A 13,849-nucleotide genomic window follows, 5' to 3' on the forward strand; every position below is an offset into this window, starting at 1 on the left:
TGGTTGGTTGGATGAGCACCAATCGTTGCGCTCGCAGCTACATATGCGAGGGGCGTGCCAAGCGGAGCTGGAAGAACTGTTCGGTTAAACCAGAGCCTTGAAGATAAAGGCGAATCGCGGCTGCGCGTGCAGCATCGCATCGATTTGCGGATGATCGGATGCGCGCGAGATGTCGGCTATTCAAGAACAGAAGCCCGACGCGTGTCGGGCTCCGGCAGACAGTGCGGCGTGCAAGGCACTTCGTCTATTGAGGCGGGACCTTTGTCGGAGGCGTCACCCAGACGGCGGTCGGCACGATGTAGTACGGCGGCGTGCTCCGCCTCAACAAGGTGCCGGTAACGGAGAGCAGCACGCCGGGCGGAAGGGGCGGTCCCATGATTTGCACGCGAGGGACTGCGATGCGGCCCTGCGCATCCTGAGAGAAACGCCGGTCGATCACGCATAGCGGCGGGTCCATCGACAGCATCCAGATCGACTGCTGTGAGCCGCTGTCCGTTTCCACGGTCTCCTGGACAGGCATGCCACGCAGTGTGAGGTTCGTTCCGACCGGAAAGCAGGCAGGACCCGCCCAGGTCGTGCCGGCCCAAAGGGCGAACATCGCGCAGAGAAGTCGGTTCTTCATTGGACGAGTCTCGCAGGCAGCATTGCAAGTGCCGATCATAACCGGTGACGCGCCGGACGCTGCGCCGGTCAAAACCGGAATCCCTCTGCCGCGCCATACAACTGCGCGGGCCGCTGCGAACCGTACAGAAACTCGCCTTCGAGTTGCACGATGCGCGGCTCATCCTTCAGGCGCCGACGGAACACGCTCTTGTCCAGCGCACGGCCGAGAATCAGCTCGCAGGTCTGCTGAAGCTCGGTCAGCGTGAACCTGTCGGGCAGCAGATGCAGCGGCAGCGCCGCGCGCTCCACCTTGTCACGCAAGGTGGCCAGTGCCGCGCGAATCAGGTCCGCGTGATCGAACGCGAGGCGGGAGCCCGGCGCGAAGGCATCGCGCCATTCGATCGCCTCGGTCTTTTTCCCGGCGATCGCGGGCACCTGATCGCGCGGAAGCAGCGCGTAGTAGAGGACGCTCACGGACCATCCGCGCGGATCGCGGGTCGCGCCGCTGAACGTGGCGACCTGATCCAGAAACGGCACGTCGACGCCGGTCTTGCCCGACAGCACGCGCTGCGCGGTGTCGTCGAGATCGCTATCGGAAGCCGGGTCCAGCACGCCGCCCGGGAGCGCCCACTTGCCCGGTTCGGGCGTGTTGGCCCGCTTCACCAGCAGCACGCGCAGGCTATCGTCGATGATCGTGAAAAGGGCGATGTCGGTTGTGACGAGGGGAAAGAGCTTCTTCATCGCGATCTTAGTTGCAATAAGTCACTATGTGTGTGATAGGATGGTAAGTAGTGTACTGCAACTAAGTAGCAAAAGCCGCGTGCCAACTATAAGAACCGGGGGAACAATGACCAAAACAGAAAGATTCGAGGGTTGTCTTCTGGGCCTCGCCTGCGGAGACGCGGTGGGCACCACAGTCGAATTCCGGCCGCGCGGCTCCTTCCCGCCCGTCACCGACATGACCGGCGGCGGTCCGTTCCGGCTGAAGCGCGGCGAATGGACCGACGATACGTCGATGGCGCTCTGCATGGCGGCGAGCCTCGTCGAAAAGAGAAAGTTCGACGCGCGCGACATCATGGAACGCTTCTGCCGCTGGATGGACGACGGATATCTGAGCAGCAATGGCACGTGCTTCGACATCGGAATCACGGTCAGCAATGCGCTCCGTCGATACAAGGACACCGGCGACGTGTACGCGGGCTCGGAAGACAAGTATTCGGCGGGCAATGGCTGTCTGATGCGCCTTGCGCCCATTCCGATGTTCTTTCACGTGGATGCGGCTGCGGCCATCGAAAAGTCCGCTGCCAGCGCCCGTCTGACGCACGGCGCAAAAGAGTGCGTGGAAGCGACACGCCTGTTCGCCGCGATGTTGTTCCGCGCGCTCGAAGGCGCGACGAAGAGCGAGATTCTCGACACTCAAGGTCTGCCATTGGGAACATGCGCAAGCGTGAACGCGATTGCGGCCGGTTCGTATCGTCGCAAGAGCGAAGACGATATTCGTGGATCGGGTTATGTCATCGACAGTCTCGAAGCCGCGCTCTGGTGTTTCGCGCACACGTCTTCATTCGAGGAAGCCATTCTTCGCGCGGCCAATCTCGGACAGGACGCCGACACGACCGCCGCGATATGCGGGCAGATCGCCGGCGCGCATTACGGTGTGGCTGGCATTCCGTCGCGCTGGCTCGGCTGGCTCGCGATGCATGATGAAATCCGCGAGCTGGCCAACAAGCTCGCCGATAGCAATGACGTCGCATGACGAGGAAAATATCGTGTCGCAAATGACTCAGGATTCATCGACGCTTTCGGGCTGCGATTACTGCTGGCCCGCGTCTGCGGAGGACGCATGGCACGCGCGGCGCGATTTGCGGGAACTGGCAAGATGGGTCGACGAATCGCACTTCAACGTGCGCGGGCTGCAATGCGTCCATTGCTCGAGCAAGTTCATCTCGGTCTTCTCCGAATCCATCGACTGGATCAACGGCGACGATGCGCAAAGCTGGACAACGGCGCCTGTCACCGCGGACGAGTTCGCGCGCGTGGAAGCGCTCGTGCCGTCGTCGATCGAAGCGGCGCTGTGCGCGGTGCCTGCACAGCGCCGCAGCCTGCGTCGCGAATATCCGGCAGGAGGCGACGCGCGGGTGAACTGGACGAGCGGAATCGCGGTCGGGGGTCACGATTGACCGCGGCGCAGTTTATTCCACGATAACGATCGGCACCGCACGGACAGTGACGATTCATGCGCCGTCTAATGGTATCGGCATGCCGATCGCACCGGTCGATGGCTTGCCGATCCATGTCGATATCACTACCCTGCATACGTGACGCGCGTTCGTTCACTGACAGGCGTTGCGCACATGCAAGGTGCAGAAGGTCTCTCGCGCGACCGTGCGCCATCTCCTCGACGATACGTAGTTCCCTACTTGCGCGAAGCCGTTTTCGGTTCGGCGATACGAAGCCGGGCACGCGGCGGTGTTTCGATAACAACCGCGAGTCAATAGCAATATGCAGGTTCTGGCGAGAAGAAGATTCATTTCCCTGACACTGGCGGCATGCGCGGTCGGGGCGGCGGGCGCGGCGGGCGTGTTCACTTCTCACGCGTGTGAGCATCGCGATGAGCGAGCCAATGGCGTCGCGTACGGCAAGTCGCGCCGCCAGGTGCTCGACGTCTATGCGGCTGAACCTCGCGCCAGCGCGAATCGCCCTGTCGTCGTGTATTTCTACGGCGGCGGCTGGCAAAGCGGTCATCGCACGGATTCGCGTGACGTCGCGCAGGCGCTCGCCGCGCGAGGCATCGTGACCGTTGCGCCGGATTACCGCATCTATCCCGAAGCCGTGTTTCCGGGCTTTCTCGACGACGCAGCGGCAGCCGTGCGCTGGACGCGCGATCACGCGCGCGAATTCGGCGGCGATCCCGGACACATCTTCGTGATGGGACATTCCTCCGGCGCGCATATCGCGGCGATGCTCGCAACCGATCCGCGCTATCTCGCCGCGCAGGGCATGGCGAATACATCGCTTGCGGGGATAATCGGACTCGCGGGTCCGTACGCGGCCATTCAGACGAACGATCCCCACATGGATGAGATCTTTCCGCAGGCGCTGCGCCAGCGGGCGCTGCCCATCGATTGCATCTCGGGCGACGAACCACCGATGCTGCTCGCCGCCGGCACGGCGGATACCGAGGTCGATCCGCGCAACAGCGTGCGTTTCGCCGATGCGTTGCGCGCGCATCACGACGCCGTGGAGCTGAAGCAGTATCGGGGTTATGGTCACGATACGATCCTCAATTCGTTTTCAGCGGCGCAGCGTGCGGCATCGCCGGTTCTGGCGGACGTCACCGCTTTCATCGCCGCGCATTGACTCCCGACGATGCCCGATCGTTTCAGTCGCTTCGATTATCGGCGCTGGAGCAGTCGCCCTCGTTGTTCGCTTCGAGCTATCAGGAAGAAAGGAATCGTCCGCGTGAGGACGTCGCCGAATGGTTGATGCTCACGGAGAAGCAGGCGGTCTTCGGGGCGTTCAAGGAAGACCGGCTGATTGGCGTCGCGGGCATGCGCCGTGACGTTTTTCGGGGACACCGGCACAAGGTTCATCTTTGGGGCGTGTATGTCGTGCCGGGCAGGCGGCGAGCAGGCGTCAGCAGGAAGCTCGTAACGGAGGCCATTGGCTTCGCCAAGGACATGCCGGGCGTGACGCAGGTGAATCTGACGGTGGCGGCAAGCAATGCCATCGCGATTCGGCTGTACCGGTCGCTCGGCTTCGATGCGTTCGGGCGTGAATCCCGCTCGATTTTCGCGGACGACGCGCCGGACGACGATCTGTGCATGTGCTTGCGCCTTGCTCCGTTCGATGCCGACGTATGAACGCGTGCCGCGCTTCTATTCCGTCGCGCAGTCGTTGCAGGTATTCCCGATATACCGCGCCGCTTTCCCGCGCTCCGGCGGACTGATCTGCATATAACCGCCGTCGAGGATGTTATGCCGCACGATGTTGCCGCTATAGTCGACGCCGCCCTCGCCATTCGATCCGCCGGTGATGTTGCCGCCGTTGATCATGCGGTTGCATTCGAGGACATTGCCGCCGGTGTCCTGGGTGGCGTCGTTGTTCTCGGGACCCATGCGGCAGTTGTCCGCGAGGTTATAGGCGATGCGCCCGTTGACCGAGCCCACCAGCGCGATGCCGTAGAGCGGACAGTTGGCGAACGAGTTGAAGACCAGCACATCGCCGGTTCCGCCGCCCTGTCCCTCGGTCTGGAACATCGACTGGCCGAAGAAATCGCGGAAGCTGTTGCCCGCGAGGACGAAGTCGTCCACCGCGCCATTGGTCTGCACCGGAATATCGTAATGGCCGGGACGTTCCCATTCGCGGATGCGCGTCGGGTTGGCGCCCACGAAGTTGCATCCGACCAGACTGTTCCCGGTCAGCGGGCCCTCGAAGTTGAACATGTTGCCGTCCTTGCGGATCGTCTTTCTGAGCGTCACGCCGGGTTCGCACTGGATACGCCTGTGACTGGCCGTGATGACGACCGTGTCATTGAGCAGATAGGTTCCAGCGGGCACGAGCACGTCGCCGGCGTCGACCGCTGCCTGGAAGGCTTTGGTGTCGTCGGTGGTGCCATTGCCTGCAGCGCCGAATTCCTTCGGGCTGCGTGGATCGACCAGCCTGGGCGGCGTGAAGGACGTCTTTGGGCAATTGGCCGATGCCGGGACAGGCGAACTGTCGAGGCCGGCGTGATGGCCGCCACCGCTCGCGCTTCCGCCTCTGAGCTGATGCCACCAGCGCACGAAATGGCTCGGTGACAGATGATCCCGGAGGCGGCCGTCTTCCCACGCGGCATACGCCGCATCGAAGTGTGCCTTCACGCCCGGCGTATTGACGACGAGCACGGACACGCCAATCAGCAAACCGCCAATCACGATCGATTTCTTCATTTACATTCTCTGCACATCCGGGTTTCAGTCAGCAATCGCCAATTACGAAAAGCACACACGGATGCCTATTTAATTCGGCCTCGGCCCGAAAACGAATTTCGCTCAGGAGCGTTCCGAATTACTACCCTGAATCGCATCCGTGAATCTGTGCGCCTGGCGCTTGACAAGGCTCTTGAAACGATGAGTGCCTTTGATTTGGATAAGTCCGTCGTTGAATGATCCTGACGGCAATTTCGTGAAAGGGAAGAATAAGGGATTCGCTCGACTATGCGCGCCGGTGGTTCATGTGTCGCATATTACTTGCCGCATTTTCATGATCGGTGCGTTGACTCACCTCCCGCTTTCGATAATCGGCGATATCGGCATCGGCCATAACCGGTGGCGTGGCGAACATTCGCCTTATCCCGTTTGATGCACTCTCGCTCCAGGCGCGAAAGAGCGTCGACGATGCAATGCATCGCCGATGCTCGAATCGCGGAACGCAAGACACCCCTGCCGGAGAGATCGTGCTGACCGCAACAATGCAATCGATGAGAAAGCGCCTCTCGGGCGTTCATCAGGATCACAAGCGCATCGCGAGGAGCGCGCTCGTCCTGCTGATATTCGTTCTTGCCGGAAAGCTCATCGGCGCATCGAAGGAAATGGCGATCGCGTATCGCTATGGCATCAGCGGCACCGTCGACGCGTATCAGCTCGCGCTCACGCTCATCACCTGGCTCCCGGCGACGATCACGAACGAGTTGAGCGTGCTGCTCGTGCCCGCGCTCGTCTCGCTCAGAAAGGACAAGGCCCAGCAGAACCAGTTTCTCGGCGAGCTGGAAGGAGCGGGGCTTGCCATCGGCATCGTGTTCTCGCTCGTGCTGTATTTCTTCTGGCCTCACATGGTGCGCTTCTTCTCGGGAAGTCTCGCCGAATCGACCCGCGAGATGTGCCGGCAGATGATCGTCGGCATGGCGCCTGTCGGCGTGCTCGCCTTCACGATCTGCATTTCGGCGGCGCGGCTGCAGGCATCGGAAAAGCATATCAACACGCTGCTGGAGTGCGTGCCGGCCATCGGACTGCTGGTGTTCGTGCTGAGCGCGCGGGACAGCGTGTCGATCATGCCGCTCATACTCGGTACGACGATCGGCATCGCGATTCAGGCGGCATGGCTCCGGATACTCGCGAGAAGGGCGGATACGCTGCCCGCGCGACCACGTCTTTCGCTGCGGGCGGCGCAGTGGCCCGGCACGATGCGCTCGCTCGGCATGCTCATGATCGGCTCGGTGGTGGCGAATCTGTGGCTTCCCGTCGATCAGTATTTCATGGCCCAAATGGGTGAAGGCTCCATCGCGACGCTCGGCTATGCGAACCGGCTGCTCTCGCTGCTCGTCAGCATGGGCGCGATCGCCATCAGCCGCGCGACCCTGCCGATTCTCTCGGAGATCCTCTATCGCGGCGATCATGAGCGGGCGCGCGGCACGGCGATGAAATGGTCGTTCGTGATGTTGACCGTGGGCACGATCGGCGCGGGCATCGCGTATATTCTCGCGCCCTATGGGATCGCGCTGCTGTTCCAGAAGGGCGCCTTCACGAGCGAAGACACGATGGCGGTCACGCACCTGTTTCGCTTCGGCCTCTCGCAGATACCGTTTTCCTTCGGGATGTGCGTGCTCATCCAGTTGTTCGCGGGCGAGGCGCGCTACAAGGCCATCACGGTGATATCGGTGGTGGGATTCGCGACCAAGCTGGCGGCGAATGCGGTGCTGGTTCGCTTCTATGGTCCGCTGGGCGTGCCGCTCGGCACCGGCGTGGGTGCGGCCAGCGTGCTCGCGTGCTATCTCTTCTGGGCCCGATTCGCGCCTGCTTACACCGGCACTGGCAAGCAAGGTGAGGGCAGCCGCTGAGTCGTCCGGTAGCCTCCAGCGTCAGCCGCCGCGAATCGCGAGCGGCTGACGTTCCTGCCGATAGCCTCAAGCCTGCCCGACGACGACGCTGTGCCCGTGACGCTGCCCTTCGGACACGTCGGCGACGCCGTAGTCGCCATCGAGCGCGGCGGCGGCGGCATACACGCCCGGCTCTTCGATCACACCCCCGTGGTTGCCCGGCACTTCCGCGACAGTCAGCCCGCGCCGTGCGATCTTGCGCCACAGCGGCAGCGGATCGCCCCGGTCATCCTCCCGCGAAGCTGCGCGCACATACACGATGCGCCCGCCGTCATACGGCTTCGGCTGGTAGTTGTTCATCGCGGTGCGGAAGGTGTCGCGCATCCGGCGCAGCACGGGCGGCATGGGATCGGCCGTCGGCGCGGGCTGCACCTTCGGCACGCGGCCGAGCCGCATCGCCAGCTTGTTCATCGCGGCGCGAACCTTGTCTGCCGCGAAGGCGCCTCGCTCGCGCGGCGACATCTCCGAGAACGTCTTCCATAGCCGGGCCACATAATCGCGGCGGAATTCGAGCCACGCGAACCACGGCAGCCAGCGCTCCTGCACATAAGTGTCGAGCAGGCACACGAACTCCGTCTGCTCGCCCGCACCGAAGAGCTGCTGCGCGATCTCCAGCGCGACGAGTCCGCCGAACGAGAAGCCGGCGAGCGCATACGGCCCGCTCGGCTGGACCTTGCGGATCTGCTCGACGTAGGTCTTCGCCATCTCCTCGACGCGGCGTTGCGGCGGCGTTTCTCCATCGAGCCCGATCGCCTGCAGCCCGTAGACCGGGCGCGCCTTGCGCATCGTCCCGATGAGACGCGTGCACTCCAGCACCGATCCCGTCACGCTGTGCACGAGAAAAAGCGGCGCGCCTTCGCCTTCGCGCATCGGCACGAGCACTTCCGATGTCTGCGGCAGCGCGCCGTTGTCGATCACGTCGGCGAGTTGTGCGATGGTCGGCGCACGCAGCATCGTCGCGAGCGGGATGGTACGTCCGGCGATCGGCTGAAGCTCTGCGAGAAGGCGCGCTGCCAGCAGCGAATGCCCGCCCAGCTCGAAGAAGTTGTCGTCGCGGCCGATCGGGCCGAATGCGAAGAGCTGCTCCCATTTCATCTGCAGCAGCCGTTCCAGTTCCTCACGCGTCGCATAGGTCTGCGGCACATCGCCGGAACGATGCTGAAGGGCGGGGTGACTGCGGATCGGGTCGAGCGAGGCCGGATTGCGCAGCGCGGCGGTGTTGGTCACGTCGAGCCCGTTGACGGCATTGCGCACCGCGGCTTCCGAGAGCTTGCCGCTATGCGTGGCCGGCAGATCATCGACAGCCGCGATGACGTCCGGCACATGCGCGGCGGACGTGCGGCGCACGAGCTCGCGCCTTATCCGCGCGATCAACGCGCCGCCGAGCCGCGCGCCCGGCTTCAGCGTGACGAGCAGCACGAGCCGCTCGCCGACGATTTGAGCAGGCGCATCGGCGCCGGCGTTCTCGCGCATGCGCTGCTGCACGACGATGCCGTCGCGAATCTCGGGGAAATCGTTGAGCACGCGGTAGATCTCGCCCGGCCCGACGTTGATGCCGCGCACGACGAGCACGCCGTCGCTGCGGCCATGCAGGCGCGCCGTGCCTTCCGGCGGAAACTCGATCTGGTCGCCGTGCGTCCATACACCGGGATTCGCGCTGAAATAGGCGTTATGAAAGCGCGTGCCGTCGGCGTCGTTCAGGAATCCGAGCGGCCGCGACGGAAAAGGATTCACGCACACCAGTTCGCCGATGCCTTGCGTGCTCGCGCCGTCGCGCCACGCCTGAACGTCGAGCCCGAGGCTTTTGCACTGCGCTTCGCCCGCGAACACGGGAAGGTCCGGATTGCCGAGCACGAAGCAGCCGAGGATATCGGTGCCGCCGGAAATCGACTGCACCTGCAGCGGCTTCACATTGTCGCGGATCCATTCGAACTGCACGTCGAAGAGGATCGCGCCGGTCGACATCATCGAGCGCAGCGCGCCGAGATCGAACTCGCGCGAGGGCACGAGACCCGCTTCCTCGCACATCTTCAGATACGCGGGGCTCGTGCCGAAGACGTTGACGCGCTCTTGCGCGACGAGCCGCCACAAGGTATCGACCGATGCGATCGGGCCGTCGTAGGTCACGATCTCGACGCCCGACGCGAGCGCCGACAACTGCCAGTTCCACATCATCCACGCGCAACTGGTGTGGAAGTACATGCGATCGCCCGGCTGCAGGTCGCAATGCAGCCGATGCTCCTTCAGATGCTCGATCAGGCTGCCGCCCGCGCCATGCACGATGCACTTGGGCTTGCCGGTCGTGCCCGACGAGAACATCACGAAGAGCGGATGATTGAAGCCGAAGCGCTTCCATTCCATGCGATCCGGATCGCCCGCCGCGATGAGCGCGTCGAGCGAATTGACCGGCGGCGCGGCGCGCACGGCCGACGGATCGCCATCGAGACTGACGATGCCCTCGAGCGATGGCAATGCGTCGGCGAGCAACGCAATCTTGTCCGCGAGCGGCGTGCCGGTGTCGAACGGCCTGGCCGCGGTATGCGCGAAAAGAAAGCGCGGCGCGATCTGCGTGAAGCGGTCGAGCAGCGTCTCGATGCCCATCTCGGGCGCGGCGGTGGAAAGCGTGGCGCCGGTCGCGGTCACGGCGAGCGCGGTGACGATCGCATCGGCGTCGTTGCGCATCACGCCCGCGACGCGGTCGCCGGGGCCCAGGCCCAGGTTCGTGAGCGCATCGGCGAGACGCGCCACGCGCTCGCGCAGCTCGCCGCGCGTGAGGCGCACGCGGCGCCCGTCGGCATGACAGGCGGTGAGCGCGGGCGTATCGGCGGCGGCGACGGTGAATCCGAGCAGGTTATCCGCGTAATTCAGCGTCACGTCTGGAAAGAAGCTCGCCTGCTCGCCGGTGTCGCCGATGCAGACCGGCTCGGCGCTGCCGGACCATTCCAGTCCGTGCGTCCACTGCATGAAGTGTTGCCAGAAGGTCCGATATTCCCGGACCGAGAAGTCGTGCAGCGCGCCGTAATGCTCGAATGACTGACCCGTGCGTGCTTGCAGTGCCGCGGTGAATGCGGTCATCTGTGACTGCGTCGCGCGCGCGGGTGGGTCGAAAACAGGCAGGCGCGACTTCGCCTCGTTGGGCGGTTCCGAACGATCCATTAATGGTCTCCCTCAGCGGTTACGGCAAGGCCGGTATCTGCCGGCTTGCTCTTTACTTTTTGGTTTGCTGCTTCAGGTCTGGCGCTCGAGGCGCTCTCTTGACGATGAAGTCCGTTTCCAGGCGGGCGATGTCATCGACGACCAAGCGTATCCAGCCATATCACGCTGTAATGTGCGGCTTACAACAAATGTAGTCGGCTGGGGGTTGGCACGGAGTGGGCGAGGCATCATGTCGCGGGGAAGCCGCGAATCGACAGCGCGATCGCGCACGCATGGCCTCGTTCGATGACATCAGGCGAGCCGAGGCAACGAAGCTGGCAATCCGCTCCGCTGCATTCGGCCGATGCGCGCAGTCTGCGGGAAACCCCGCGCAAATCAGGGGCTGAGCCGCGAAACCTTGGTGCCTTCGAGCGAAACGCCGGCCATGAGACCGGCGTTCGTCAAGACGAAAACCTCGACGGGGTTGGTGGCCGTCGTCGTATCCAGTTGACCGTTCGCGCCGAGCTTCAGCACGGCGACTGTCGCGTCCGTGCCGACTGCCCAGCCGTCACGTTGCCTGAATTGCGCGAGCGCGTCGTTGGTCAGGAACACATACACGAGTGCCTTGGACTGAGCGCCGATCTGCAAGCCGAATGAACCGCCTGCCGTGCTGTAGTACCCGGCGGTTCGTCCATCGACACGCAGCGCGCCTTCGCCGTATTGCGCGCCGAACCAGAAGCCGGCCGCGATCACGCGCGGAAAGACGAGAACGCCTCGTGCCTTGCCCACGAGCTCGCGCGATCCGGGCACGGAAACATAGAGCCGTTGCAGCGTGGCATCCACGGCTGCGTCGATGGCGCGGTCGCGGTCCGCCGTGCCCGCCGCGGTCTCACCGGACGAGGGGCCGGTGGTCGTGCACGCGCCGATGCATAGCGCGGTCATTGCAATGCCGCCGGCCAGCACGAGACGCCTTCTGTTCTTCTGGCTCATACGCTTCCCATGATCAACGGTTGATAGGCTCTCGCACTATACAAGTTGTCGTCCGGTGTGTCTGTTGCGACGTATCTATTGAGCAGACGGAAGCGGACCGGTCTCTGCTACGTCGTGTGTCATCGCCACGAGCAGAAAGAGGACGGAAGAATGAAGCGTGATGATCGTCTGTTCGAGACTGGATTGCTTGCGTCGAAACTCGAAGCGTTGAAAAGCTTTTTTCGACATGGCCGAATGAGGCCACTTCGGATACTCGTCTATGTGATGTTGTCGTGCTCCGTGAGCACGGCGTATCCGGCGCACAAAACGCCGCCGCCGGGCGACCACCGCCACGCGAAGACGAAGCCCGCTCATGAAGGCGGTCTCGACCGGTCCGGCAAGGCGCGCAAGGGCAAGGCCTCGTACTATGGCCGCAAGTTCTACAAGAAGAAAATGGCCGACGGTACGCGCATGAATCCGCAGTCCAATGCGGCCGCGAGCAAGACGCTTCCGCTCGGCACCAGGGCCCGGGTCACGAATCTGGAGAACGGCAACAGCGATGTGGTCCAGATCAGGGATCGCGGTCCTTATGCCGGCAATCGCATCGTCGATGTATCGCCCAAAACGGCCGACAAGCTCGGCATCAAGAAGGACGGCACGGCGCCGGTCGAGGTCAGGCCTATAGAAGTACCGCAGCCCGACGGCACCGTGAAGCTTGGCGCGGGCGCGCGCTGATCGATCGTCTTCGCGCTTTGCCTGCGCATCCTGAGCCGGGATCAGGCCTTGTCAGGATAGCAGTGAGCAAAATCCTCGCAGCCCGGACAGCCGGGCGCAAAGGTCGCGGGCCGTCCGTGCGCGAGCGCGACTTCCTGCGCGAGGAATTTCTTCCAGCGCAGCGCGTTCACGTTGCGCGCGACCAGACGAGGATAGTGACGCGCAAGGATCGCGCTGACATCGTCGCGGCCGCTCAGTCCCAGATCCCGCCAGAGATGATCGGGACGCTGACACGCCGTCGCGACGATCGCTGCCAGACAATGCGCATCGTCGGAGGACACGGCGGCGGTTACATCGTGAGATAACAGCAAATCGCGCAGTTCGCTTATGAATTGCCGATGCGGCGACGATATGACGGCGATCGGAAGCGCGATATCTATCTTGAAACGAGGAAAGTGGCGCGCAAAAAGCGCGGCCAGCTCGGCGCTCCCCAGCCCCAGCAGACGCAACTCCTGCGCATGAAGCCTGATGCCGATCAGACGTGCGAACGCGACCGTGTCCGCATTGCCGGCATCGCATGCATCGGCCAGAAGCTGCTGCTCGATGTGCTCGACTGGCGACGCCGTGACCATGTTCAATCCTTCGGTGACCCGAGCACGACCGCGTCGACGCGCGTGAGACGTTTCACATGTCGGGGCGCGCGCACCCTGTCCGCGCCCGAAACGAGGACAGGCAAGCCGCCTTCGACATCCAGCGGCTGATCGGCGCAGGCATAGACGACGAGGGCGTGGTCGCCGACCGGCGTATTGAACAGCTCGTGCCAGGAGAACACGACAGCGTAGCCGTCGTGGCCGAGCGCGCAAAACACCGTCCGCTTGAAATCGGTGCTCCCTGGCCGGCGCACGCCCGCCGCGTCGAGCAACACGCGCAGCGGCACGCCGCGATAACTGTCCACCTGCCGGATGAACCTGCCGGTCGTGAAGCAGACTAGGAATCCGCGCGGCAGACAGAATTTGAGCTGCCGGTACTGACGCCACATCGTGCGGCGTCAACGCCGATTGCGGTTTGGTCCGCCATTGCGCGCAAAAATGGCTTTCCCGGCGGCGAAATCAGGGCAATGTTGTCCCCTTCGGGACTTACGCAGGCGTCATTTTCGACATTCTGCGTAGGTTCAGCGCCGCGCAGACGAGTTTCCATTCGGCCTGGGCCTTGGCCAGTCCGCGCATGCTGAATTGTCGAAATCCGAGAACGCTCTTTACCCAGGCATTCGGCGGTTCGGACAGCCATTTGCGCTTTCGATAGGCCGCCTGAGTTTGCGCACAAGTAAACTTGTCGGCCATCGCGGCGCATAGCGGGCGCTTCCGGGCATCGACCTTCACCTCTTTCTTGCCCTCGCGTCCGGGCGCCACGATCAACTCGGCGGGGTGCTCGCGCAATTGTTCGAACGTCGCCTCCGAGCGGTAGCCCGCATCGGCAAGGACTTGCTTGGGGGCGGCCCCGGCGTCGCGCGCTACCGCCGCCAGAACGATCGGCAATTGGCCGCTGTCGGCAGCACAGTTACCCAGTTCGGCC

The 13,849-nt window shown here is 63.6% G+C and carries 14 protein-coding genes; 6 read left to right on the forward strand and 8 right to left on the reverse strand.

Annotated elements, in window-relative coordinates:
- Positions 1–244 precede the first annotated feature (244 nt).
- Together AWB78_RS39185 and AWB78_RS39190 are read right to left on the reverse strand one after the other, a co-directional pair.
- Entirely contained in the window at positions 245–622 is a 378-nt protein-coding gene (locus tag AWB78_RS39185; RefSeq protein ID WP_232478059.1) for a hypothetical protein, read from the reverse strand.
- Positions 623–690: 68 nt separating this feature from the next.
- Complete coding sequence (locus tag AWB78_RS39190) at positions 691–1,344, reverse strand: NrtR DNA-binding winged helix domain-containing protein (RefSeq protein WP_062612199.1); 654 nt, start codon at positions 1,342–1,344, stop codon at positions 691–693.
- Positions 1,345–1,450: 106 nt separating this feature from the next.
- Here AWB78_RS39190 and AWB78_RS39195 point away from each other — a divergent pair, with 106 nt between their 5' ends.
- The 4 genes from AWB78_RS39195 to AWB78_RS39210 all read left to right on the forward strand — a co-directional run bounded on the left by AWB78_RS39195 (position 1,451) and on the right by AWB78_RS39210 (position 4,466).
- Positions 1,451–2,359 (forward strand): ADP-ribosylglycohydrolase family protein, encoded by a 909-nt coding sequence (locus AWB78_RS39195; RefSeq protein WP_062612201.1) that lies wholly within the window; start codon positions 1,451–1,453, stop codon positions 2,357–2,359.
- A 22-nt stretch (positions 2,360–2,381) separates the two neighbouring features.
- On the forward strand, positions 2,382–2,783 hold the full coding sequence (locus tag AWB78_RS39200) for a hypothetical protein (RefSeq protein ID WP_074173667.1): 402 nt from the start codon (positions 2,382–2,384) through the stop codon (positions 2,781–2,783).
- 400 nt (positions 2,784–3,183) lie between these two features.
- Positions 3,184–3,963 carry an alpha/beta hydrolase gene (locus AWB78_RS39205; protein ID WP_232478060.1) on the forward strand — a complete coding sequence of 260 codons (780 nt, stop codon included), beginning with the start codon at positions 3,184–3,186 and terminating at the stop codon, positions 3,961–3,963.
- Positions 3,960–4,466 carry a GNAT family N-acetyltransferase gene (locus tag AWB78_RS39210; protein WP_063959099.1) on the forward strand — a complete coding sequence of 169 codons (507 nt, stop codon included), beginning with the start codon at positions 3,960–3,962 and terminating at the stop codon, positions 4,464–4,466. Before AWB78_RS39205 ends, AWB78_RS39210 begins: the two co-directional genes overlap by 4 nt.
- Before the next feature lie 15 nt (positions 4,467–4,481).
- Here AWB78_RS39210 and AWB78_RS39215 read toward each other — a convergent pair whose 3' ends face one another.
- Entirely contained in the window at positions 4,482–5,534 is a 1,053-nt protein-coding gene (locus tag AWB78_RS39215; protein ID WP_062612208.1) for a glycosyl hydrolase family 28-related protein, read from the reverse strand.
- 506 nt (positions 5,535–6,040) lie between these two features.
- On the opposite strand from AWB78_RS39215, the gene murJ reads away from it, so the two are divergent.
- Positions 6,041–7,420: a murein biosynthesis integral membrane protein MurJ gene (gene murJ / locus AWB78_RS39220; protein ID WP_062612220.1), complete on the forward strand. Its 1,380-nt coding sequence runs from the start codon at positions 6,041–6,043 to the stop codon at positions 7,418–7,420.
- 66 nt (positions 7,421–7,486) lie between these two features.
- Here the strand turns inward: murJ and AWB78_RS39225 are convergent, their stop codons facing one another.
- Both AWB78_RS39225 and AWB78_RS39235 read right to left on the reverse strand, forming a co-directional pair.
- Entirely contained in the window at positions 7,487–10,615 is a 3,129-nt protein-coding gene (locus AWB78_RS39225; protein ID WP_062612211.1) for an acetoacetate--CoA ligase, read from the reverse strand.
- Between the two features lie 375 nt (positions 10,616–10,990).
- Entirely contained in the window at positions 10,991–11,584 is a 594-nt protein-coding gene (locus AWB78_RS39235; RefSeq protein WP_062612215.1) for a BPSL1445 family SYLF domain-containing lipoprotein, read from the reverse strand.
- Positions 11,585–11,818: 234 nt separating this feature from the next.
- On the opposite strand from AWB78_RS39235, the gene AWB78_RS39240 reads away from it, so the two are divergent.
- On the forward strand, positions 11,819–12,298 hold the full coding sequence (locus AWB78_RS39240) for a septal ring lytic transglycosylase RlpA family protein (protein ID WP_062612222.1): 480 nt from the start codon (positions 11,819–11,821) through the stop codon (positions 12,296–12,298).
- 41 nt (positions 12,299–12,339) lie between these two features.
- Here the strand turns inward: AWB78_RS39240 and AWB78_RS39245 are convergent, their stop codons facing one another.
- The 3 genes from AWB78_RS39245 to AWB78_RS39255 form a co-directional block, all read right to left on the reverse strand.
- Entirely contained in the window at positions 12,340–12,909 is a 570-nt protein-coding gene (locus tag AWB78_RS39245) for a nitrogen fixation protein NifQ (RefSeq protein WP_062612216.1), read from the reverse strand.
- A 2-nt stretch (positions 12,910–12,911) separates the two neighbouring features.
- Positions 12,912–13,316 carry a molybdopterin-dependent oxidoreductase gene (locus tag AWB78_RS39250; RefSeq protein ID WP_157697792.1) on the reverse strand — a complete coding sequence of 135 codons (405 nt, stop codon included), beginning with the start codon at positions 13,314–13,316 and terminating at the stop codon, positions 12,912–12,914.
- 97 nt (positions 13,317–13,413) lie between these two features.
- Positions 13,414–13,849: transposase (locus AWB78_RS39255; RefSeq protein WP_157697436.1), on the reverse strand; the 436-nt coding region annotated here is incomplete at its 5' end.

Source organism: Caballeronia calidae, assembly GCF_900044055.2.
GTDB lineage: Bacteria > Pseudomonadota > Gammaproteobacteria > Burkholderiales > Burkholderiaceae > Caballeronia > Caballeronia calidae.

Excerpts from the sequence above, each read along its gene's own strand:
- AWB78_RS39185 (WP_232478059.1), bottom strand. The coding sequence starts at position 622 with ATGAAGAACCGACTTCTCTGCGCGATGTTCGCCCTTTGGGCCGGCACG.
- AWB78_RS39190 (WP_062612199.1), bottom strand. The coding sequence starts at position 1,344 with ATGAAGAAGCTCTTTCCCCTCGTCACAACCGACATCGCCCTTTTCACG.
- AWB78_RS39195 (WP_062612201.1), top strand. The coding sequence starts at position 1,451 with ATGACCAAAACAGAAAGATTCGAGGGTTGTCTTCTGGGCCTCGCCTGC.
- AWB78_RS39200 (WP_074173667.1), top strand. The coding sequence starts at position 2,382 with ATGACTCAGGATTCATCGACGCTTTCGGGCTGCGATTACTGCTGGCCC.
- AWB78_RS39215 (WP_062612208.1), bottom strand. The coding sequence starts at position 5,534 with ATGAAGAAATCGATCGTGATTGGCGGTTTGCTGATTGGCGTGTCCGTG.
- AWB78_RS39225 (WP_062612211.1), bottom strand. The coding sequence starts at position 10,615 with ATGGATCGTTCGGAACCGCCCAACGAGGCGAAGTCGCGCCTGCCTGTT.
- AWB78_RS39235 (WP_062612215.1), bottom strand. The coding sequence starts at position 11,584 with ATGAGCCAGAAGAACAGAAGGCGTCTCGTGCTGGCCGGCGGCATTGCA.
- AWB78_RS39240 (WP_062612222.1), top strand. The coding sequence starts at position 11,819 with ATGAGGCCACTTCGGATACTCGTCTATGTGATGTTGTCGTGCTCCGTG.
- AWB78_RS39245 (WP_062612216.1), bottom strand. The coding sequence starts at position 12,909 with ATGGTCACGGCGTCGCCAGTCGAGCACATCGAGCAGCAGCTTCTGGCC.
- AWB78_RS39250 (WP_157697792.1), bottom strand. The coding sequence starts at position 13,316 with ATGTGGCGTCAGTACCGGCAGCTCAAATTCTGTCTGCCGCGCGGATTC.